This is a genomic window from Morganella psychrotolerans, assembly GCF_001676055.1.
Classification (GTDB): domain Bacteria; phylum Pseudomonadota; class Gammaproteobacteria; order Enterobacterales; family Enterobacteriaceae; genus Morganella; species Morganella psychrotolerans_B.
Genome location: NZ_LZEX01000042.1, coordinates 196,098 through 218,534, shown reverse-complemented (window position 1 = coordinate 218,534; position 22,437 = coordinate 196,098). Strand labels below are relative to the sequence as shown.

General features: G+C 50.0%; 17 protein-coding genes and 1 pseudogene. 9 read left to right on the top strand and 9 right to left on the bottom strand.

All coding sequences use genetic code 11. The annotated features are described in order from the left end of the window. Positions 1 to 83 precede the first annotated feature (83 nt). On the bottom strand, positions 84 to 2,273 hold the full coding sequence (gene fhuA, locus AYY17_RS16625; protein WP_067425702.1) for a ferrichrome porin FhuA: 2,190 nt from the start codon (positions 2,271 to 2,273) through the stop codon (positions 84 to 86). A 115-nt stretch (positions 2,274 to 2,388) separates the two neighbouring features. Next, positions 2,389 to 3,813 carry a DHA2 family efflux MFS transporter permease subunit gene (locus tag AYY17_RS16620; RefSeq protein ID WP_235845415.1) on the bottom strand — a complete coding sequence of 475 codons (1,425 nt, stop codon included), beginning with the start codon at positions 3,811 to 3,813 and terminating at the stop codon, positions 2,389 to 2,391. 122 nt (positions 3,814 to 3,935) lie between these two features. Here AYY17_RS16620 and AYY17_RS16615 point away from each other — a divergent pair, with 122 nt between their 5' ends. After that, entirely contained in the window at positions 3,936 to 4,373 is a 438-nt protein-coding gene (locus AYY17_RS16615; RefSeq protein WP_067425463.1) for a MarR family winged helix-turn-helix transcriptional regulator, read from the top strand. A gap of 8 nt (positions 4,374 to 4,381) precedes the next feature. Here AYY17_RS16615 and AYY17_RS16610 read toward each other — a convergent pair whose 3' ends face one another. After that, a complete protein-coding gene (locus AYY17_RS16610) occupies positions 4,382 to 4,861 on the bottom strand; it encodes a hypothetical protein (protein ID WP_235845414.1) in 480 nt (159 codons plus the stop codon). A 226-nt stretch (positions 4,862 to 5,087) separates the two neighbouring features. Between AYY17_RS16610 and AYY17_RS16605 the strand changes: the two genes are divergently transcribed. Beyond that, entirely contained in the window at positions 5,088 to 5,672 is a 585-nt protein-coding gene (locus tag AYY17_RS16605; protein ID WP_067425460.1) for a class I SAM-dependent methyltransferase, read from the top strand. Positions 5,673 to 6,528: 856 nt separating this feature from the next. On the opposite strand, the gene fis is transcribed toward AYY17_RS16605, so the two are convergent. The 6 genes from fis to aroQ all read right to left on the bottom strand — a co-directional run bounded on the left by fis (position 6,529) and on the right by aroQ (position 11,413). Beyond that, complete coding sequence (fis, locus tag AYY17_RS16600; RefSeq protein WP_067366866.1) at positions 6,529 to 6,825, bottom strand: DNA-binding transcriptional regulator Fis; 297 nt, start codon at positions 6,823 to 6,825, stop codon at positions 6,529 to 6,531. Between the two features lie 20 nt (positions 6,826 to 6,845). Further along, the gene (dusB, locus tag AYY17_RS16595) at positions 6,846 to 7,817 is read right to left on the bottom strand and encodes a tRNA dihydrouridine synthase DusB (RefSeq protein ID WP_067401338.1); all 972 of its coding nucleotides are present in this window, start codon (positions 7,815 to 7,817) and stop codon (positions 6,846 to 6,848) included. Between the two features lie 290 nt (positions 7,818 to 8,107). Continuing rightward, positions 8,108 to 8,992, bottom strand: coding sequence for a 50S ribosomal protein L11 methyltransferase (gene prmA / locus AYY17_RS16590; RefSeq protein ID WP_067425458.1), 885 nt, complete (start codon positions 8,990 to 8,992; stop codon positions 8,108 to 8,110). A 122-nt stretch (positions 8,993 to 9,114) separates the two neighbouring features. After that, positions 9,115 to 10,464, bottom strand: coding sequence for an acetyl-CoA carboxylase biotin carboxylase subunit (accC, locus tag AYY17_RS16585; protein WP_067425455.1), 1,350 nt, complete (start codon positions 10,462 to 10,464; stop codon positions 9,115 to 9,117). A gap of 11 nt (positions 10,465 to 10,475) precedes the next feature. Further along, positions 10,476 to 10,937 (bottom strand): acetyl-CoA carboxylase biotin carboxyl carrier protein, encoded by a 462-nt coding sequence (gene accB, locus AYY17_RS16580; protein ID WP_067425452.1) that lies wholly within the window; start codon positions 10,935 to 10,937, stop codon positions 10,476 to 10,478. 17 nt (positions 10,938 to 10,954) lie between these two features. Then, positions 10,955 to 11,413, bottom strand: coding sequence for a type II 3-dehydroquinate dehydratase (aroQ, locus tag AYY17_RS16575; protein ID WP_067425449.1), 459 nt, complete (start codon positions 11,411 to 11,413; stop codon positions 10,955 to 10,957). Positions 11,414 to 12,750: 1,337 nt separating this feature from the next. Between aroQ and mreB the strand changes: the two genes are divergently transcribed. The 7 genes and pseudogenes from mreB to nit1 all read left to right on the top strand — a co-directional run bounded on the left by mreB (position 12,751) and on the right by nit1 (position 22,436). Then, positions 12,751 to 13,794 (top strand): rod shape-determining protein MreB, encoded by a 1,044-nt coding sequence (gene mreB / locus AYY17_RS16570; RefSeq protein WP_004236290.1) that lies wholly within the window; start codon positions 12,751 to 12,753, stop codon positions 13,792 to 13,794. Between the two features lie 113 nt (positions 13,795 to 13,907). Beyond that, positions 13,908 to 15,062, top strand: a complete 1,155-nt coding sequence (gene mreC, locus AYY17_RS16565; RefSeq protein ID WP_067425446.1) for a rod shape-determining protein MreC — start codon at positions 13,908 to 13,910, stop codon at positions 15,060 to 15,062. Then, on the top strand, positions 15,059 to 15,547 hold the full coding sequence (gene mreD, locus AYY17_RS16560; RefSeq protein WP_067425443.1) for a rod shape-determining protein MreD: 489 nt from the start codon (positions 15,059 to 15,061) through the stop codon (positions 15,545 to 15,547). Before mreC ends, mreD begins: the two co-directional genes overlap by 4 nt. A gap of 47 nt (positions 15,548 to 15,594) precedes the next feature. Then, positions 15,595 to 16,206, top strand: a complete 612-nt coding sequence (locus tag AYY17_RS16555; RefSeq protein ID WP_067425440.1) for a Maf family protein — start codon at positions 15,595 to 15,597, stop codon at positions 16,204 to 16,206. Next, positions 16,203 to 17,671 (top strand): annotated as a pseudogene (rng, locus tag AYY17_RS16550) (ribonuclease G). The gene AYY17_RS16555 and the pseudogene rng overlap by 4 nt, the downstream one beginning before the upstream one ends. Positions 17,672 to 17,805: 134 nt before the next feature. Continuing rightward, positions 17,806 to 21,579, top strand: coding sequence for an AsmA2 domain-containing protein YhdP (gene yhdP, locus AYY17_RS16545; RefSeq protein ID WP_067425437.1), 3,774 nt, complete (start codon positions 17,806 to 17,808; stop codon positions 21,577 to 21,579). Next, positions 21,579 to 22,436, top strand: coding sequence for a deaminated glutathione amidase (gene nit1, locus AYY17_RS16540; protein WP_067425434.1), 858 nt, complete (start codon positions 21,579 to 21,581; stop codon positions 22,434 to 22,436). Before yhdP ends, nit1 begins: the two co-directional genes overlap by 1 nt. The last annotated feature ends 1 nt before the right edge of the window (position 22,437 follow it).

Genomic DNA, 22,437 nt, shown 5'->3' with positions numbered 1-22,437 from the left:
TTACGCTGCGGCGGGCAGTTGGTCTCTCTTGTGTCCCGCCATTTCGGGTATTTCCGGTGTCTCACCGGCAATACCCTTTTTTATTACCAGTGAACCGTTAGTGTTGTGGTTATCTGACGATCATTTCCCCAGCTGCATGCGGCATCAGTAAAACAGGATGCAACATAATGCTTGTTGAATAGATTATTAATATTCAGTGCAATTTCCGCATCATCAACGGCGGGCAGATTATCCAGCTTGTAACGCAACATCAGATCAGTCACCGTATACGCCGGAACCGTAAAGCTGTTTGCATCATCCCCCTGTGTTTTGCCGTTATAGCGAACCCCGCCGCCGACTGTCACGCCACTGAGCGGCGCACTGTCAAAGGTGTAATCCGTCCATAAAGAGGCTGTGTGCATTGGTACCATAGCCGGGTGATTATTGGCATTCTCCTGCTGCTGCCGGAACCGGGTATCGGTATAGGCGTAACCGGCGATCAGGTTCCAGTTATAAGTGAGCGCGGCTTTAGCTTCCAGTTCAATACCGCGTGAGCGGATCTCCCCGCCCTGAACACTGAAAAACGGATTGAGCGGGTCACGGTGCAGGTTGTTATCTTTTGTCAGCTCATACACAGCAAGCGTGGCAGAGAGTGCCGAATCATCCGGCAGATACTTCAGCCCTGCTTCATACTGTTTGCCGCGTGAAGGATCAAGCGGCTTACCGCTGACTGTTGCTGCGGTACTTGGCTCGAAAGACTCGCTGTAACTGAAATATGGCGCAAAGCCATACGGCAGCTGATAGTTTATTCCGCCGCGCCAGGTGAACTCACGGTCTGTCTGATGATGAGAGGTGTCTTCGCCACTCAGATTGTCATGGCTGCGGGACTTACTGACGTTTTCGTCATAGCGTCCGCCGAGAGTGAGTGTCCAGTCCTGCCAAAAAAGCTGCTCCTGGGCATAAATTCCTGTCTGGCGGTTTTTATTCACGGTATTCGCCTGTGTCTGCGGCATAGTGGTCAGATTGCCGTACTGCGGTGAGAGGAGATCCAGCGGTGTGGCTATTCCCATCTCATTACTCATGCGGTTGCGTAACTGAGAATAATCGATGCCAAACATAAGGGTATTGCGCCAGCCATTGCTGCTAAAATTGTGAATGGCGTGGGTATCTGTCACCAGTCCGCTAAGCCGCTCATTATTGATAATATGATTGCGGGCAAGGGTGGAGGTGAGATCCTGCGGTGGCACACCGTAACAGGCCATCGGGTTGCTGCTGCATAATCCGCTGCCGTAAATGGTGCGCCAGTTAGTGCTTATCTGCTGATAGCGCGCGCCCTGATGAAATGACCAGTTTTCATTAAAAGTATGGTCAAACTGCCAGCCGAATAAGCGCTGCTGGCGTTCAAAACGGTTGTAGCCTGGTTCGCCCTCATTAAAACCGCTGCTCAGTTTGCCGGTTGCTCCGCCGTCAACCGTCCCTTCGCGCGGCAGCCAGCCGTAATAGCCATTGCGCGGGGCATTCATTGCCTGTGCCGTGAGCAGTAACGATGTTGCATCATCGGGCTGCCAGAGGTACGAGCCCTGCAATGCATAATAGCGCTCCCGCTCGCCCTGTTGTTGCTGATGCTGGTCATGGATTGTCCCGGTCAGACGGTACGCCTGTGTTTCATCGTCATTAAGGGCATCACTGAAATCAAACCCGGTTTGCCATAAATGATGGTTTCCTGCCTGCAACCGGACTTCCCGTAGCGGTGTCATCTGCGGGCGTTTGGATGTCATCAGAACCACACCGCCGGGATTTGACTGGCCGTAAAGCACCGATGCCGGGCCTTTCATCACATCAATCCGCTGCATAAATTCCGGCAGCATCCGGCTTTCTGCATACATATCGCCCTGAACTTTTAATCCGTCCAGATAGATATTCTGACTGACATTATGAAAGCCGCGCATCATGACGCTGTCAAACACAGAGGAACTGCCGGAGGTGCCGGTGACAACACCGGGGGTATAGCCCAGCGCCTGTTTGAGTGTTGATGCACCGCGTGCGGTAACTTCCTCCTCACTGATAACCGAAACGGAAGACGGTACTTTATTCAGTGGTGTGGCGGTTTTTGTGGCGCTGTCAGTGTGAGTGGCGCGGTAGGTTCCGTTACTCTCAAGCGGATTGATTGTCACGGGTGTGGCAGTCACGATGATTTCATCAGGTGCGGCATGACAGGCACCGGCAATCAGTAATGCCGGCAACGATAACCTGAAAAGGGAGCAGGAGAGGGAAGAGCGGTGAAGTGCAGTCATAAAAAATCTCATTTGAATGATAATTATTACCGTTGTAAGTGAAAAAAAAGCGGATAACGGAGCCGGTAACAAGAAAAGGCTGCCGGTGGCAGCCATAAAAAATGAACGCTGTGAATTACTCTGTATCGGTATGCGGGTGTGGTTTTCTCAGAAAGAACGCCAGTGCCAGGGACAGAAAACCGAGCAGAAGGATGAACCAGAACACCGCGTGAACGCCTGCCGCCAGCGCGCCGGTTTCGCCGTGCTCCGGCAAGGCGGCATAAGCCTGTTCACGATAAAAGGACATCAGCGTGATAGCCATGGCAGTACCGATTGCTCCGGCGACCTGATAAAAGGTATTCCAGACAGCTGATCCGTCGGCATACAAGGTTGCCGGCAGCGCACTCAGTGCAGTGGTTTGCGCGGGCATAATCACGAAGGTCACACCCAGACAGAGGAACATAAAGGCAAGAACGATATGCCAAATCTGCGCGGACTCACCGACTGAAAACAGAAACAGAGCAGCGCTTGCCAGCATGAAGAGTGATCCGATCACGACAAACGGGCGCGCGTCATAGCGGTTATAGAGCAGACCGACCAGCGGGGAAAATATCACGTTTATAATATTACCCGGCAGCAGCAATATCCCGGCGAGTGCCGCACTCAGCATCAGCACATCTTTCAGGAAAAGCGGCAGGATGATGGCGGCACAGAGCACACTCATCATACTCAGGATCATCATCAGCAAACCAATGACAAACATTGGCTGACGGAATACATCCGGATGGATCATCGGCGTTTTCATTACCACCTGGCGGCGGGCAAACAGACCGAGGCAAATCAGTCCTGTCAGCAGCGATCCCCAGACGGCAGGGTCACTCAGGCTGTGTTCCGCCATAATTGCCAGCCCGTAAATCACACCGCTGAACCCGGCGGAGGAGAGCAGCAGTGAGATAATATCAATGCGCGGCCGGGTTATCTCCCCGATAGGTGCCATGGCTTTCAGCGCGAGCAGAATAATGGCAACATAGGCCAGTGCACTCAGCCAGAAAATCGCGTGCCAGGTGAATGCGGTGAGAATAAATCCGGAAAGTGTGGGTCCCAGCGCAGGCGCCAGAGTGATGGCTATCCCGACAAGGCCCATTACCATTCCCCGTTGATAGACAGGGAAAATCAGCAGTGCGGCACTCAGCAGTACCGGCAGTACAACACCGGTGCCGATAGCCTGGATAACCCGTCCGAGCAGCAGCACAGTAAAGCCCGGTGCGAAAGCCGCAATCAGGCAACCGGCGAGTGAAACCGCCAGCGCATTGAGGATCAGTGTCCGTGTGTTAAACCAGCGCACCAGAAAAGCAGACACCGGCACGAAAACGGCGAGTGTGAGAAGGTAGCCGGTGACCAGCCACTGTGCTTGTCCGGCAGAAAGTGTAAATTCGCTCATCAGATTAGTGAGCGCCATATTTAATGCGGTTTCCCCGAACAGCCCGGTAAATGTCCCGGCCATCAGTACGCTGAGCATCATTTTCGGGTAGCGTACCTGTTGTTGTGCTTCTTTTGTCACGTTACGTCCTCTATTTCATCAACCTGGTTGACAGCGGGGAAAATAACGCATTTTGCGATAATGGTCAACTTGGTTGACGTTGTGTTTTTGCTATACTGCACAAAAAGAAAAGGGGTAACTGAGTGAAAATTGCGTTGAGTGATCTGGATTTCGTCGATTTAATCAGTGAGCGGCACACTCTGCTGCGTGAGCAGATAGATACCCGCTGGAATGCGCAAAGTCCAATCCGAATGGGAAACTCGGAATGGTATATCCTCTCCAGGATTTGTAATAATCCGGTTTCTGTTGCCGCTATCTCGGCGACTGTCACTATTTCCCGCCAGGCAATTCATAAATTTATCCGTCAGCTGGAAGAAAAAGGGCTGATTACTGTTTTTGATTTGCAGGACAGTAAAAAACTCAAAGGTGTAAAAATGACCGCGCACGGGCGGCAGTGTTATGACGCGTATGAAGCCATCAAAGTTGCACTGTGTGATGAGATTGGCGCGGCAATCGGGCATGAGAATGTCGCACTCATTACCCGGTTATTGCAGCAGCCCTGGTTCGGGGAAAAAAAGTGAGGTGTCTGTTACGGGCAGACGGCATCACTGTGTACCGGTACAGATGCCGGTAATGTCAGTGCGCTGCCGGTGGAAAACAGCCAGCTGATCAGAAGATCGGTCAGTTGCTCCTTATCATAAAATCCGCTTTTTTCTGCCCGCTCACATAAACGCCGCCATAAAATACCTTTCTGCTCAGGGATTTGTCTGTGCAACCGCATAGCGGCGGTGAGTTTTTCGCTGATTTCATGCGGTTGCGGAAAGCGCGTCAGTGAGTGAGCATACAAACAGTGCAAATCATCATATAACTGTGCAATTTGCGCCTCTCCGTAGTTCAGTAACATCCCTGCCTGTGCCACAGCAGGCAGGGATAATGCCTGCCCGTCACTCTTCTTTTTCATTCCGCCGCAAAGGAATGGCTTCCCTTTCTCATCGATAAGTGCCGGCATATCCGCCAGGGCAGCCTGCAACATAATGCAGAGATGATTATTGCTATCGATATTATTCATGCCTGTCTCCTGACGTGTTAAGGCGATGCCTGTTGTTCTGCCGGTGATACTAACGCGCAGAAAAAACGATGCTTCGCTGCCGGGCGAAATACCCTGTCAGCTATCATGAAGAAAAGGAAAATACAGAACACTCCGCTTGTTGCTTTTTAAGTATTCACTTATAAATCAGGCAGTTTCAGATGCCGGGCTATGCATCATAAAATAAGTTTATTTACAGGAGTTATAAATGTCAGGATTTTCATTTGCTTATGGTTATGGTGAGGAGGAGCATCTGGGCGGAAATGCTCTCGAAGGCGATCCGAATACATTTTCACCGACAGTGTGGGACTATCTGATCAAGCGTTTTGCGTTACGATCTGTGCTGGATATCGGTTCCGGTCTGGGATTTGCCGCCGATTATTTTCACCGTGCCGGGATGCAGACACTGGCGGTGGAAGGGCTGGTATCGAATGTTGATAACTCATTGTATCCGGCGCTTAAGGTCGACCTTACGCATTCATCCGTTCATTGCCGCGTCGACCTGGTTCATTGCCAGGAGGTGGTTGAACATATTGATGAAATGTATCTGGATCATCTTCTGAATTCATTTGCCTGCGGACGCGTGCTGGTCATGACACACGCATTCCCCGGCCAGGGAGGGCATCATCATGTCAATGAACAGCCGCCGGAATACTGGATTGAGCAGTTGAAAAGATATAATTTTGAATTACTGTCAGAAGATACCCGTCGGATCCGGATTATGGCAGAAAAAGAGGGTGCTATTTATATGGCAAACAGCGGAATGGTTTTTATCAACCGGAACCGGCTCTGAGTGTAATTATTTTCATATAAAATAAAAGCCCTGACATTTCACAATGGTCAGGGCTTTTAAGGTACTTCATGTTTTACATTTAACATTAAATATGACTAACGTAATACTACTTTGATACTGCTATTAAAAATGTACACGCTTCTTGCTATATGGTTTACTCAATTACTTTTGTCTCCATATAAACGTTTTTTGAAAATTTCATCATTATAGGATGAACTAAACAAGTACACTTCCCCTCGCGATATAAACTCCTGATACGTTACCTTACTCCTGTTGCTAATCATTGAGATTGCAACACCCCAGGTAAATCATAGCCTTACATCATCGCGTAAATCATATCTTAACAATGGTACGGTACTTAACAACTAACCTACTTTTATTTTACCAAATAAACCAAATAAGTAAGTATACTTCCCCCTCGCGATATAAACTATTGATGCGTTACCTTACTTCTGTTGCTAACCATTGCGGTTGCAACCCCCCGGGTAAATCGTGGCCTTACATCATCGCGTAAATTACATCTTATACTACGGTACTTTTAATAACTAACAGCGTATATCTGCTGTTGAAATAAATTTATCAAAAATAAATGTTATGTCAATACTGTTTTTCTTACATAACTAAAAAAATAAACAGTAAAAAATAAGGTAATATTTCAGAGTATAGAATTGCATTAAATATGAGGGTGATTTCTCTACTTAAAACAGTGGCTTTCAGTAGAGTATGGTTAACTGAGTTCGTTTTTACATCAGTGTGGATATTGTCCACTTCGTGTTATCTGATATCCCAAACAACAAAAAAACCTTTCCCGAAATACAGAAAAGGCTTTTCAATTCAAAGCATTATACGTTATGAATTAATTCATGCCGTATTTTTTCAGTTTTTTACGCAGTGTACCGCGGTTGATACCCATCATTGTAGCAGCACGGGTCTGGTTACCACGGGTGTATTGCATAACCATGTCCAACAGTGGCTGTTCAACTTCAGCCAGCACCAGCTCATACAGTTCATTGACATCCTGACCGTTTAATTGAGCAAAATAGTTCTTCAGTGCCTGCTTAACTGAATCACGTAACGGTTTCTGTGTTACCTGATCTTGTGAATTTACAGTAGCGACGGTTAGTACGTCAGAATTTACGCGTTGTTCGAACATAGTTCTGTCAGCTCTTTTCTTTATTTACGCAAAAAATTTTCAAAATATGCTTCCAACGCCTCCAGCTGTTCGCCGGCATCCTCAATGGCGTTGAATGAGCGCCGAAACTGAACATCAGGCGCATGTTCCTGCATATACCAGGAAACATGCTTGCGGGCTATACGGGCTCCTTTGCCTTGACCATAAAAGTCATGCAATTCCCGTACATGCTCACACATAATGCGTTGCACCTCTGCACCGGGCAGCGGTGGCAACAGTTCACCTGTGTCCAGATAGTGCTGGATTTCCCGGAAGATCCAGGGTCTTCCCTGAGCAGCACGACCGATCATCAGCGCGTCTGCGCCGGTGTAGTCCAGTACTGCCCCGGCTTTAATCGGGTCAGTTATGTCGCCATTGGCAATAACCGGTATGGCAACAGTCTGCTTAACTGTCCGGATGTTGTCGTATTCGGCTTCACCATTAAAAAGACAGGCACGGGTCCTGCCATGAATTGTAATAGCCTGAATACCGCAACGCTCGGCCAATTGGGCAATCATTACACAGTTTCGTTCTTCCGGTGACCAACCGGTGCGAATTTTCAGCGTCACAGGCACATCGACAGCATTTACCACTGCTGAGAGAATTTCTTCTACCAGCTGCGGATAACGCAGCAGTGCTGAACCTGCCAGCTTGCGATTCACTTTTTTGGCGGGACAACCCATATTGATATCGATGATTTGCGCACCGCCGGCAACATTAATCTTTGCCGCGGCCGCCATTTCAGCGGGATCATTACCTGCTATCTGCACAGAACGAATACCCGGCTCATCACGATGTACCATGCGCAATCTCGATTTGTCCGTCTTCCATACCTGAGGATTGGAAGAGAGCATCTCTGAGACGGCCATACCTGCGCCCATTTCATAACACAAAGACCGGAAAGGCCGATCTGTAATGCCTGCCATAGGGGCCGCTATAAGGCGGTTTTTCAACTGGTATTGTCCGATTCGCATAGACGAAGAAGTGTGGCCATACTGTGACTGCAAGGGCGCGTATATTACGCATTTTTTCAAAGATATGAAAGGACAAACTTTGAGCAAATCGACCTTTCAGGATGATTTTTTTTTGTTGCTTTTTTAAGATTTAATCAATTAATGTTTTGTAACAACAAGTTAGGCTGAAATTAGCATTACATCCGGATTATAATTTAATTTTCATAAGAAAATGCGCCAGCGGATTTTTGCTTATAATCTATTCACAAAACAACGCAAGCGCACGATTTATATACAAAAATAATCAGAAGTTAGTTATGTTTTGTTGCCGTTATCCGGCACCATTCTTCTTTTTCCGCAATTTCATCAATGACAAAGACATCACGATAGGCATCTGCCACACCTTCGGCCTGTGTCGCCAGAACCCCGGATAATCCGAGTAATCCGCCTGCCTGAGGCAGTGCACCGATGATTGGTGCCAGCTCACGCAGCGGGCCTGCCAGAATATTGGCTACCACAACGTCTGCAACGAGCGTGTCAGGCTTTTCATGAGAAAGGTAAAGGGTCAGGTTGTCTGACACGCCATTGCGCTCAGCGTTGTCTCTGCTTGCCAGGATAGCCTGCGGGTCAATATCAATACCGATAGCCGCTTTTGCACCCAGTTTCAGTGCGGCGATCGCGAGGATCCCGGAACCACAGCCGAAATCAATAACCGTTTTACCGTTCAGATCCAGCCCGTCGAGCCATTCCAGGCACAGCGAGGTTGTCGGGTGTGTGCCGGTTCCGAATGCCAGGCCGGGATCCAGCATCACATTGACGGCAGCAGGATCCGGCACATCGCGCCAGCTCGGGCAGATCCACAGACGCTGACCAAAACGCATCGGGTGGAAGTTATCCATCCACTCACGTTCCCAGTCTTTGTCTTCGAGCTGTTCAATTTTGTAAACAAAATTTTCCCCCAGCAGCGGATGCTGTTGTAACTGTGTGACAACCCATTCCATATCAGCATCGGCATCATATAAACCGACGATGTCAGTGTCACCCCACAGGCGGGTTTCGCCCGGCAGTGGTTCAAAAACCGGTGTATCGTGACTGTCCTGAAATGTGACAGATACCGCGCCGCTTTCAGTCAGTTCGTCACCGATCGTTTCAGCGTGTGCGCCGGTGGAATTTAAGCGTAATTGGATCCAAGTCATAACATTCTCTTTAAACTAAGCGGCATCCGGCGGGATACGGCTTGGGATGGTGTTTCCGGACCCGCCGGAAAATAAAAAAGCCCCTGAATAACAGGGGCCTGATATAGGGCAGAAGATGAAAATCAGACCTCGTGAAGACCGAGTTTTTTCTCCAGATAGTGGATGTTTGTTCCACCTTTGCAGAAGTTTTCATCATTCATAATCAGCTGATGCAGCTCAATATTGGTTTTAATACCGTCAATAATTAACTCCGCCAGCGCATTTTTCATACGGGCGATAGCAATTTCACGGGTTTCACCATAAGTGATCAGCTTGCCAATCATGGAATCATAGTATGGCGGCACGGTATAACCGGCGTAAATATGTGATTCCCAGCGGACACCGAAACCACCCGGAGAGTGGAAGCGGGTAATTTTGCCCGGGCTTGGCAGGAAAGTATGCGGATCTTCAGCATTGATACGGCATTCGATCGCATGGCCTTTCACATGAATATCTTTCTGTTTAACAGAGAGCGGCAGGCCGGATGCGACGCGCAGTTGCTCTTTAATCAGGTCAATACCGGTGATCATTTCAGTGACCGGGTGTTCAACCTGAATACGGGTGTTCATTTCAATGAAATAGAACTCGCCGTTTTCAAACAGGAACTCAAATGTGCCGGCACCGCGATAGCCGATATCAATACAGGCTTTGGCGCAGCGCTCACCGATGCTTTTACGCAGTTCGGCGCTTATGCCCGGAGCCGGAGCTTCTTCAACCACTTTCTGGTGACGGCGCTGCATGGAGCAGTCACGCTCTGCCAGATAAACCGCATGTCCCTGACCATCAGCCATAATCTGGATTTCAACGTGACGCGGGTTTTCAAGGAATTTCTCCATGTAAACCACGTCATTGTTGAATGCCGCTTTGGCTTCTGCCTTGGTCATGGCAATCGATTCTTCCAGATCTGCATCATTGCGGACAACGCGCATACCGCGTCCGCCGCCGCCGCCGGAGGCTTTGATGATAACCGGATAACCAATACGCTGAGCGATGGTGTGATTCAGCGGCATATCGTCGCTGAGCGGGCCGTCAGAGCCCGGTACACACGGAACACCCGTCTCTTTCATCGCGTGGATGGCAGAAACTTTATCACCCATCAGACGGATGGTATCGGCTTTCGGGCCGATAAAGACAAAGCCTGAGCGCTCAACCTGTTCAGCAAAGTCAGCGTTTTCAGATAAGAAACCGTATCCCGGATGAATAGCCTGGGATCCTGAAATTTCTGCGGCAGAGATAATCGCCGGGATATTCAGGTAACTTTTCGCGGAGGCTGCCGGACCAATACAAATGGTTTCGTCAGCCAGCAGAACGTGTTTTAAATCACGATCCGCGGCGGAGTGAACAGCAACTGCTTTAATGCCGAGCTCTTTACAGGCCCGCAGGATGCGCAGTGCAATTTCACCCCGGTTAGCAATAAGGATTTTTTCCAGCATGATTCGCCTCGTTATTCGATGACGACCAGTGGCTCGTCAAATTCGACAGGTTCGCCGTCGCTTAACAGAATTGCTTTGACCACACCGGCTTTATCAGCTTCGATCTGGTTCATCATTTTCATGGCTTCGACGATGCACAGGGTATCACCGACATTGACCTGCTTACCAACGTGGATAAAAGGTTTCGCATCCGGACTTGGTGACAGGTAGAAGGTACCTACCATCGGGGAACGGACCACATGACCGGCAATTTCTTTTTCCGGAACACTTTCAGCAAGGCCCTGAGACGGAGCAACAGCATTGGCTAATGCCGGCTGCTGAACCTGAGGAGCATATTGCTGCGGTGCGGCAAAAGTCTGTATCGGTAATGCACGACTGATGCGTACTGATTCTTCGCCTTCAGAAATTTCCAGCTCAGAAATACCGGACTCTTCGACCAGCTCGATCAGTTTTTTTATTTTACGAATATCCATGAGATGATTCCGTACTCTTAGTGTTGAGTTAGTTGTGACAGACGGTGAACCGCTGCCTGTAAAGCATAACGGTAACCTTCCGCACCCAGTCCGCAGATAACGCCGGTGGCAATATCTGAGAGGTAGGAGTGATGGCGGAACGGCTCCCGTGCGTGTACATTCGACAGATGAATCTCGATAAACGGGATACTGACAGCCAGCAGAGCATCACGCAGAGCCACACTGGAGTGAGTAAATGCGGCCGGGTTAATCAGAATAAAATCTGTGTTTCCCCGCGCAGCATGAATTCTGTCGATGAGTTCGTGCTCGGCGTTGGATTGCAGGTGGCTTAATGTCACGCCATATTGACCGGCGTCCCCGGTCAGTGTAGTGACGATATCCGCAAGGGTGAGCGTTCCGTATTTCTCAGGCTCCCGCGTTCCCAGCAGGTTCAGATTCGGGCCGTTCAGTAACAAAATTTGATAACTTTCGGTCATCCTGCTGCCATCTCCTGCAATCTTACGTAATCGCACAACATAACGCGATGTTAATGCGTTGTCACCTTTTTCTCATCGTATGCAAGATTATTTTTTGCGGATGAAGGGCGACATTATAAACATTTCATTGCAGTTCGCAGCAAAATACTGGTCTGAACAGGTCAGATACCGGCATATGTGGGCGGATTAATCGTTATCACAGTGTTTCATATGAATTTCTCTGTGTAACTGGTGGTGTCAGATAATGTGATTTCTGCTGCCGCCCGTAAATAGTAGTTTGCCGGCAGGTCTTTTAACAAATGCGTCCGGATTTCAGGATGTTTTCTGTGGGTTCGCTCACAAAATACACACACTGAGGACGGATATTACGTAAAATAAACGCCATCACTGTGGTCGGTAATGTAAATCCACAGGCCGTACTGTGGCGTTATAGTGCATCTGTGTCAGCAGATTGGCAAGTATCTGTCCGGCAGTTGTACTGTATTCACATTTTTAATTGTGGCGGTCAGTACATTACTGTCTTGCCCGGATAACAGTGCTTTTATCCTCAATCTCATTTTGAGGTGCGGAACAGATATAATTATTTTGGCATTAACCCTTTAATGCAGCAGATACCATCAGGGCGCAAGATTATGACCTGCAAGCAAGAACGGTTATATTTATTCACAGTATTATTTTGAGATTATTCCGAAGAAAAGATACTGTGAATACGCCATAATCCGGCGGCCCGGCCGGAGGTTTTTCCGGTTTATCCGGGATTTGTCCGTATATTTTAATCGGAGTCCGGGCCTGATAGTTTCTGCCCGATTGTAAGATTGCGTATATTATATAAAATCCGGTTGAACTTGACGTAAAGTGACGGGTCAACTGTAAGACAGTTTCTTATCAGGGATAACGTTTGCATAACGGATATCGCCGGTTTTCGATGAGAATTTTACTCGTCATACTTCAGGATGCCTGGGTGTTGACTACGCAAAGCCTACCGGGTCACATAGTTTATCTATGCTCCCCGGCAGTCTTCACTTGTCGCCTACATGCATCCCGAATTATTTAGAGTAGGTGTGTAAGAATTTAAAATCCGCAGATAATAACCGGATTTTTATTACTAATTTTAGTCCGTCTATGCGTATTTCATCAAATTATGAGAAAAAGTCTGCATTTTTGTGCAGCTTTATACTGCGTAGCGTATAAAAATTATCTAGAATAGACCGCTTCCCCTATGTGGTGTGGACACGCTGTTGGCAAGGTGCATGTGTGGCTTGTCGCAAAAAAAAAAACGTGGTTGGTAAAGTAGACGGTTTTATTTCCGTCCCCGGCTTGCAGGATTATCCTTTTGTATGTTTAAAAAAATTCGTGGCATGTTTTCCAACGACTTGTCTATTGACCTGGGTACTGCCAATACCCTGATTTATGTCAAAGGACAAGGTATTGTGCTTGATGAACCGTCTGTTGTGGCTATCCGTCAGGATCGTCCCGGCTCCACCAAGAGTGTTGCGGCAGTCGGGCATGAAGCCAAGCGGATGCTGGGGCGTACCCCCGGTAATATCGCAGCAATCCGTCCGATGAAAGATGGCGTTATCGCTGACTTTTTTGTGACTGAAAAAATGCTTCAGCATTTTATCAAGCAGGTTCACAGCAACAGCTTTATGCGCCCGAGCCCGCGCGTTCTGGTGTGTGTACCGGTTGGTGCCACTCAGGTTGAGCGCCGTGCTATCCGCGAATCTGCACTCAGTGCCGGTGCCCGCGAAGTTTATCTGATCGAAGAGCCGGTTTCTGCGGCAATCGGTGCCGGTTTGCCGGTATCAGAAGCGACCGGTTCAATGGTGGTGGATATCGGTGGTGGTACAACTGAAGTTGCCGTTATCTCTCTGAACGGTGTGGTGTATTCCTCCTCCGTCCGTATCGGTGGTGACCGCTTTGATGAAGCCATCATTAATTATGTGCGCCGTAACTACGGTTCACTGATTGGTGAAGCAACGGCTGAGCGCATCAAACACGAAATCGGTTCAGCATATCCGACTGACGAAGTGCTTGAAATTGAAGTTCGCGGCCGTAACCTGGCTGAAGGTGTTCCGCGTGGTTTCACGCTGAATTCCAACGAAATTCTGGAAGCATTGCAGGAGCCGCTGACCGGTATTGTCAGTGCGGTGATGCTGGCACTGGAACAGTGCCCGCCGGAGCTGGCGTCTGATATTTCCGAGCGTGGTATGGTGCTGACCGGTGGTGGTGCTCTGCTGCGTAATTTAGATCGTCTGCTGATGGAAGAAACCGGCATTCCGGTGATTGTCGCAGAAGATCCGCTGACGTGTGTTGCACGCGGTGGTGGTAAAGCACTTGAGATGATCGACATGCACGGCAGCGATCTTCTTAGTGAAGAATAAGCGGACTCCCGTTCGTTCAATACTGCAAGCCGGGGGAGTCCGCTCCTCCTGCTCGCCGGATACACCCTCTGTCTGCCCGGACAGAATTACTGTAGCGCCTTGTATCGCAACCTATGAAGCCGATTTTTAGCCGGGGGCCTTCCCTTCAGATTCGCATTATTATCGCGGTTATTTTTGCCATCGGATTTATTGTGGTTGATAACCGGGTTGATGCGTTTACCAAAGTCCGTAACTATCTGGATACGGCGGTCAGTCCGTTCTATTTTTTAGCTAACGGCCCGCGTCAGTTACTTGATGGTATTTCGGATAACTTTGCAACACGCCAGCAACTGGAATTTGAAAACCGGGCATTGCAGCAGGAACTTCTGGTTAAAAACAGCCAGAATCAATTGCTTGAACAGTTTAAACAGGAAAATGCCCGCCTGCGCGAACTGCTCGGCTCTCCGTTACGCCAGGACGAGCACATGATGGTCACTCAGGTGATGTCAGGTGCGAATACGCCTTACCGCGATCAGGTGGTAATTGATAAAGGCAGCCGTGATGGTGTGTATAACGGGCAGCCGGTTATCAGTGATAAAGGCGTGGTCGGGCAGGTTATTGCTGTCTCTCAGCTCACCAGCCGCGTATTGCTGATTTGCGATACAACACACGCACTGCCTATTCAGGTATTGCGTAACGATATCCGCGTTATTGCGTCCGGTACCGGATGCAGTGATGATTTACAGCTTGAGCCTTTGCCGAACAATATTGATATCCGTGTCGGTGATGTTCTGGTCACATCCGGTCTCGGCGGACGCTTCCCTGAAGGTTACCCGGTCGGGATTGTCTCTGCGGTGAAGGTGGACAATCAGCGCGCATATACCATTATCAGTGCCAAACCGACGGCTGATCTCCAGCGGTTGCGTTACCTTCTTTTATTATGGGGCGGGGATGGCAATCCGCGTGATCCTTCCGGCCCGTCTGAAGTTTACCGCGCGGCAAATGAACGCATCATGCAGGTCATGCCGCAGGTGGTTCCGCCGATTATGGCACCGGCACCGGAAAGCGCTCCGGACAGTGCTGTGCCGCCTGTTCCGGCAGTACAACCTGCGGCGCAACCAAAACCGGCAGCACAACCCAAGCCTGCACAGCCAAAACCTGCTCAGCCGAAGCCGGCCCGTACTGCACAACCGGCTGTACCGCCTGCCGCCCAACGTACACCGGATGCAGCGCCCGCCACACCCGCAGAGACTGCACCTGTCCGTCAGCTGAGAATGAGACCGCAATGAATACCTACCGGGGACAGAACCGGATTATCATCTGGATCTCATTTCTGATAGCGCTGGTGCTGCAAATTATGCCGTGGCCGGAACAACTGCAATTTTACCGCCCGTCCTGGGCGATGCTGTTTCTTATCTACTGGGTGATGGCGTTGCCACACCGTGTCAGCGTCGGCTCTGCTTTTTTCCTCGGTATGATGATTGATCTGATTGAAGGATCCACGCTCGGCGTGCATGCACTGAGCTTATCGATTGTTACTTATCTGGTGGCGTTCAAGCATCAGTTACTGCGTAATATGGCACTGTGGCAGCAATCACTGGTGATTATGGTATTGTCGGCACTGATGCAGTTCTTTGTTTTCTGGTCAGAATTTCTGCTGTCCAACATTGTGTTTCATCCGGAAGTCTTCTGGAACAGTCTGGTCAATGGTATCTTGTGGCCATGGATTTTTTTATTATTGCGTAAGACGCGCCGTCACTTTTCCGTTCATTAATAAGGGAACGGCGGCGTGATACGTTAACAAAACGTCAGGACGCCTGAATGCTGCCGATTTACCTTGCTTCAACCTCTCCCCGCCGCCGGGAACTGATTAAATTGCTGAATGTGCAATGTGAAATATTGTCCCCCTGTATTGATGAAATTCGCCTGAGCGGTGAATCAGCGCCTGCTTATGCGGAGCGTCTGGCGCGGGAAAAATCACAGGCAGGCGTTTTGCTGGCAACAGAAGACAGGCCGGTTATCGGCTCGGATACCATTGTGGTACTCGACGGTGAAGTCCTGGAAAAACCCCGCGATGAAGCCCATGCGTTCGCCATGCTCAGTGCACTGTCCGGTCATACGCATCAGGTGATGACTGCCGTCGCGGTTTCCGATCGTTTTCGCACTCTCAGCACTCTGATTGTGACAGATGTGACCTTCCGCCGGTTATCTGATTGTGAAATAAAAGAATATATTCAGTCAGGTGAGCCAATGGATAAAGCCGGTGCTTACGGCATTCAGGGGTTGGGCGGGCGCTATGTCCGGAAAATTAATGGTAGCTATCACGCTGTAGTGGGATTACCGTTAGTGGAAACCGAAGAATTGATTAAGCGGTACACGGAAACCCTGAACGGGACTGTACCGGCACACTTAGATGGAAAAGAAATACCATGACAGCCGAACTTTTAGTCAACGTGACCCCGTCTGAAACACGTGTGGCTTATATTACAGGCGGGATCCTTCAGGAAATTCATATCGAACGCGAAGCAAAACGCGGCATCGCCGGTAATATCTATAAAGGGCGTGTGAGCAGGGTGTTGCCCGGCATGCAGGCGGCCTTTATCGATATTGGCATGGATAAAGCCGCGTTTTTGCATGCCTCTGACATTATTCCGCATACAGAATGTATTGCCGGTGATGAGCAGGAAAAATTCCGCACCCGTGATATCGGGGAACTGGTGCACCAGGGGCAGGACTTGATTGTCCAGGTGGTGAAAGATCCGATCGGCACCAAAGGCGCGCGTCTGACCACGGATATTACACTGCCTTCCCGTTATCTGGTCTTTATGCCGGGTGCCTCTCATGTGGGGGTTTCCCAGCGCATTGAAAGCGAAGAAGAGCGCGAGCGGCTGAAAAATATTGTCTCCGGCTATTGTGATGAGCAGGGCGGATTTATTATCCGCACAGCGGCTGAAGGGGTCGGTGAAGAAGAGCTGACATCCGATGCGGCGTTTCTCAGACGTTTGTGGACAAAAGTTATCCAGCGCAAAAAACGCAATACCACGCGTACCAAAATTTATGGTGAGCTGGCACTCGCTCACCGCATTCTGCGTGATTTTGCCGGTGAATCGCTCGACAGGATCCGCATTGATTCCCGGCTGAGTTTCAGTGATTTGCAGGAATTTGTGGATGATTACATTCCGGAAATGACCGCAAAACTGGAGCTGTACCAGGGCAGCCAGCCGATTTTTGATCTCTATGATACCGAAAACGAGATCCAGCGGGCGATGGAACGAAAAGTCGAAATGAAATCAGGTGGTTATCTGATTATCGACCAGACAGAAGCGATGACGACAATCGACATCAATACCGGTGCATTTGTGGGGCACCGGAATCTGGAAGAAACGATTTTTAATACCAATATTGAGGCAACCCAGGTGATTGCCCGCCAGTTACGACTGCGCAATCTTGGTGGTATTATTATTATTGATTTTATTGATATGACGGATGCGGATCACCGCCGGCGGGTACTCAGTTCTCTGGAACAGGCGCTGGCAAAAGATCGCGTAAAAACAACTATCAATGGTTTCTCCCAGCTCGGCTGGTGGAAATGACCCGCAAACGCACGCGGGAAAGCCTCGAACATGTTTTATGTGAAAAATGTCCGGCCTGTCAGGGGCGGGGCAGTGTCCGCTCAGTAGAAACAGTGTGTTATGAAATCCTGCGGGAAATTGTCCGCGTTCACCGGTTGCTTGATGTTGATCGCTTCCTGGTGTATGCCTCTCCGGCAGTGGCAGAGGCCTTGCAGGGTGATGAATCCCACGCATTGGCGGAAGTGGAAATTTTTGTCGGCAAACAAGTACAGGTCCGCGCAGAACCACTTTACAGTCAGGAACATTTTGATGTGGTGATGATGTAATGTACCCGGCTATCGTCGTTCCGCCAACGAACCTGCGGTTTGAATGAATAAGGGTATAAATTAGCGGTATATTACCGGATACTGAACAGTATCCGGTATAGCCGGCCTTGACAGCAGCAGGGAGAAGGGAGCCAGTGAGGCGACTGCCAAAGGTTTTGTTTACATGTGTTGTTGTGATTGTGATTGCTGCTGCTCTGTTACTGGGCGGCCTGCGCTACCTATTGCCTCAGATTAATGAATACCGCCCGCAAATCGAAGAAACCCTTTCTGAGATGACCGGGGCCTCGGTCAGGATCGGTGAAATCAGCGGACGCTGGCAGGGCTTTGGTCCCGCACTGACTATCCGTGACCTGGTGGTTACCAGTGATGATGCTGATATCTCAGCCGAAAAAATCGACCTCTCCCTTGATATCTGGCGCACCTTATTCCGCTTTAGTGTCAGTTTCCGTGACCTGACATTCTGGCACATGAATGTGGATTACAAATCCCCTCTCAGCAGTGACGGCGGCAATTTTGAGCCGGATGCCATTTCTGCCCTCTGGCTTGAGCGTTTTGATAATTTTGATCTGCGTGACAGTGAAATCCGTTTTCTTACCCCGTCCGGCGACCCCGCGACCTTAGTGGTTTCCCGCCTCTCCTGGCTTAATCAGACTAAACGCCACCGGGCACAGGGTGAAGTCCGGCTCTCATCTGTGAATAACCCGCGCGGCTGGTTACAGGTGCGTCTGGATCTGCGGGATGTGAATGGTCTGCTGGATGAAGGTATGGTGTACCTTCAGGCGGATGAAATTGATATGACACCGTGGTTCAGCCGCTGGCTTAGGGATAACACCGGACTGAATGAAGCCAGTTTCAGTCTTGCCGGCTGGATGACAGTTGAGCGCGGAACAATAACCCGCGGGTTGGTGCAACTGAATACCGGCGAAGCGGACTGGCTGGTCGGCAAAGACACACATACGCTGGAAGTCCGTGACCTGGTGGTGCGCATGCGCCGTCAGGGCGAAGGCTGGCTGTTTAATATCCCGGAGCTGTTTAACCTCAAAACAGACGGACAACAGTGGCCGGAAGGTAATTTATCACTGCTTTATATCCCCGCATCAGAAAAATATCAGGGCAATCAGCATCTGCGCATCCGCGCAAACAATATTGAACTGGCACGGCTGAGCAGCATTGTGCCGACATTCTCTTTCCTGACGAATGATGATGTCAGAGCCTGGCAGAACCGCGACCCGTCAGGGCTGATTCAGGATTTTGCTCTTGATATCACACCTGCCACCCCGGAAACCCTGGATGTGGATGTGGCCTGGCAGGATGTGAGCTGGAGGCCGTGGGGCGGGCTGCCGTCAGTATCTCACTTCAGCGGGCTGCTGCGCGGCGACAGAGCGAAAGGCATTATGCGTTTTGCCCTGGCTGACAGTGAGGTGGATTACCGTCCGATGTTTACCGCGCCGCTGGCGATTTCACAAAGTGGCGGACAAATTCAGTGGCGTAATACTGACGGTGATTTCAGTGCCTGGAGTGATAATTTAGATCTGCGCTCCGGCGCATTATGGACAAACGGGCACTTTCGTTATCAGCAAAATAAAGAGGGTCCGCCGTCACTCGGGATCCTGGCCGGTGTCCGTCTGACAGATGCCGGAGAAGCCTGGCGCTACTTCCCGGTTCCGCTGATGGGCGAACATCTCAATGAATACCTGACACAGGCACTGATTGCCGGAAAAGCGGAAGATGCCACCGTGATCTTTCAGGGGGATCCGGCAGATTTTCCGTTCCGTAAAAATCAGGGACAGTTCCAGATATGGGTGCCGTTGCGCGATGCGACATTCAAATATGATCCGGACTGGCCTGCACTGATGGATGTGAATGTTGATCTGAATTTTCATAATCACGGGTTATGGATGACAGCTCCGCAGGCAAAATTGGGTAATGCAACAGCCCTGAACCTGAAAGCCGATATTCCGGATTTTACAGTTGAACGCCTTTATATTCAGTCCGATATCGAAGGGAAAGGGGAGTCGCTGGGTAATTATTTTGATCAGACCCCGATGAAAGGCTCCATCGGCAATACCCTGAAGCAGCTGAAAATCGGCGGTGGTGTCAACGGTAACCTTAACCTGGAAATTCCGCTCAATTTTAATGAAATGGTACGGGCAACCGGTGAAGTTCGCCTGAAAAACAATACTATTGATGTCGTGCCGCTCGGCAGCACGCTGCATGATGTCACCGGGCAGTTCCGTTTTGATAACGGTGACCTGGAAAGTGATCGCATTACTGCCCGCTGGTTCGGACAGCCGCTGAATGTTCACTTTACGACCAAAGAGAATCCGAAAGATTTTGCGGTTAATATCGCACTGGACGGCAACTGGCAGATGAAAGGGATCGATGGCCTTCCTGATGTCGTAAAACAGCATGTAAATGGATCGTTTCCGTGGACGGGCGAGGTAAAAATTGCGCTCCCGCAAAAAGGCGAAGTCAGTTATACGGTTGATCTGAATGGTAAAACAGAAAAACTGACCAGCACTTCTCTGCCGGCGATCCGGCGCTGGGCGGCTGACACCGGTACACTGAATATTCATGCCACCGGAACAGAACACACGCTGAAAGCGGGAGGAACGCTCGGAAAATCCCTCAGTTTCCTCACAGACTGGACACTGGGCGATATTCTGACGCTGCGCGGTGCCGCTATCCGTCCGGGAACAAAAGTACCGGAAAAAATCACGCCGGACACCATCAGTATTGAGCTGCCGGCAGTGACGGGCGAGCACTGGGTCGGTGCACTGGCTGTTGCAGGGCAAAGTCATGAATCGCCTGCATCATTGAAATTGCCGGGAAATATAGCTATTTCAGCGCCATCGGTGGATTTTGCCGGACAGCGCTGGAATCAGATAAAACTGCGCATTCACCCGCAGGAAAATGGCTGGCTGCTGAGTGCGGACGGGCAGGAGCTGCGCGGCGATATTCGTCTCCCGCCATCAGGGCCGTGGCAGGCAAGCATTGATTATCTTTATTATAATCCGGACTCCATTCAGAATGCGCTGCCGAAAGCTCAGCGCAGTGAGCAGACCAAAACAGATTACCGGGTCGCAAGCTGGCCGGCAATCACGTTGCGTTGTGAGGCGTGCTGGGTTGGCGGGCTGAATATCGGTACGGTGAATGCCAGGGTTTATCCTGAAAATAACACCCTGATTCTGGATGCGGCATCGGTAAAAAACAGTGCCAGCGAACTGACGGTCAGCGGACGCTGGGATGCGGGGCGTACACCACTATCGCACTTTAAAGGCCAGTTTAAAGGGCCGGTATTTGATAATATGGCAGCCTACTTCGGGGTGCTGGTGCCGATCACCGGCTCGCCGTTTAACATGGATTTTGATCTGAACTGGCGCGATGTGCCATGGTCGCCTGATGTGGCCTCACTGAACGGCATCATTAACACCTCTCTGGGGAACGGTGCCATAGAGCGCATGGGTGGCGGAAATGCCGGAAAACTGCTGCGTCTGGTCAGTTTTGATGCATTGTTGCGAAAATTACAGCTGGATTTTACCGATACCTTCAGTAATGATTTTGTTTTTGACAGCATACGCGGTAAAGGTGTCATCAAAGAGGGTATTCTGAGTACGAATGATACCCGTGTGGATGGTCTGATGGCGGATATCAGTTTTGATGGTTCGATTTATCTTGTGGAGCGTCGCATTGATATGTCGGTGGTAGTCACACCGGAATTGTCTGCGACAGTCGGGGTGGCAACGGCGTTTGTTGTCAATCCGATAGCCGGAGCCGCGGTCTTTGTTGCCAGTAAGGTACTGGGCCCGCTCTGGAGTAAAATTTCGGTGATACGTTATCACCTGAGCGGCAGTTTAGAAGAGCCTAAGATAGATGAAGTTTTGCGTCAGTTAAAGGAGACTCAGTAATGAAAAACGCAAATGTGGCATTATTACAATTGTGCAGCGGCACAAATACCAAACACAATTTGGCGCAAATCGAACAACAGATCAAACAACTGCCTGATAATATCAAATTGGTCATGACCCCGGAAAATGCCCTGATTTTTGCCTCGGGCAATACCTATCATAAATATGCGGAAACCCAGGGTGACGGGCCGTTGCAGAGTGCCGTGGCTGATATGGCGCGCCGTTATGGTGTCTGGATCCTGGTCGGCTCTATGCCGCTGATAAGCCGTGAAGACCCTGAGCGCATTACAGCCAGCAGTATTTTGTTTGATGATAAAGGCGACATTAAAGCCCGTTACGACAAAATCCACATGTTTGACGTCAATATTGACGACGAACAGGGCTCTTATAACGAGTCCAAAATTTTCCAGCGCGGTGAGCACATCACGGTAGTGGATACCCCGGTAGGGCGTCTCGGCATGACTATTTGTTATGATCTGCGCTTCCCGGGCCTGTTCCAGGCGCTGCGTGAGCAGGGCGCTGAGATTATTTCTGTTCCGGCGGCATTTACCCGTCTGACCGGCAAATCACACTGGGAGCCATTACTGCGCGCCCGTGCGATTGAGAACCAATGCATTATCCTTGCACCGGCTCAGGTTGGTGTACATGGCACCCGCCGTACATGGGGACACTCCATGGTGGTTGACGGCTGGGGTAAAGTTGTGAAGAAAAATCCGGATGCGGTCGCGGCCATTGAAGCGGATATTCGTCCGGAAAGCTTAACATCAATGCGCGAGCAGATCCGTGTGGTCAAACACAACCGGTTCCGTCCTCAGCTGACCTCGCTGATTGAGAAAAAAACGACAGGTAAAGAGTAAA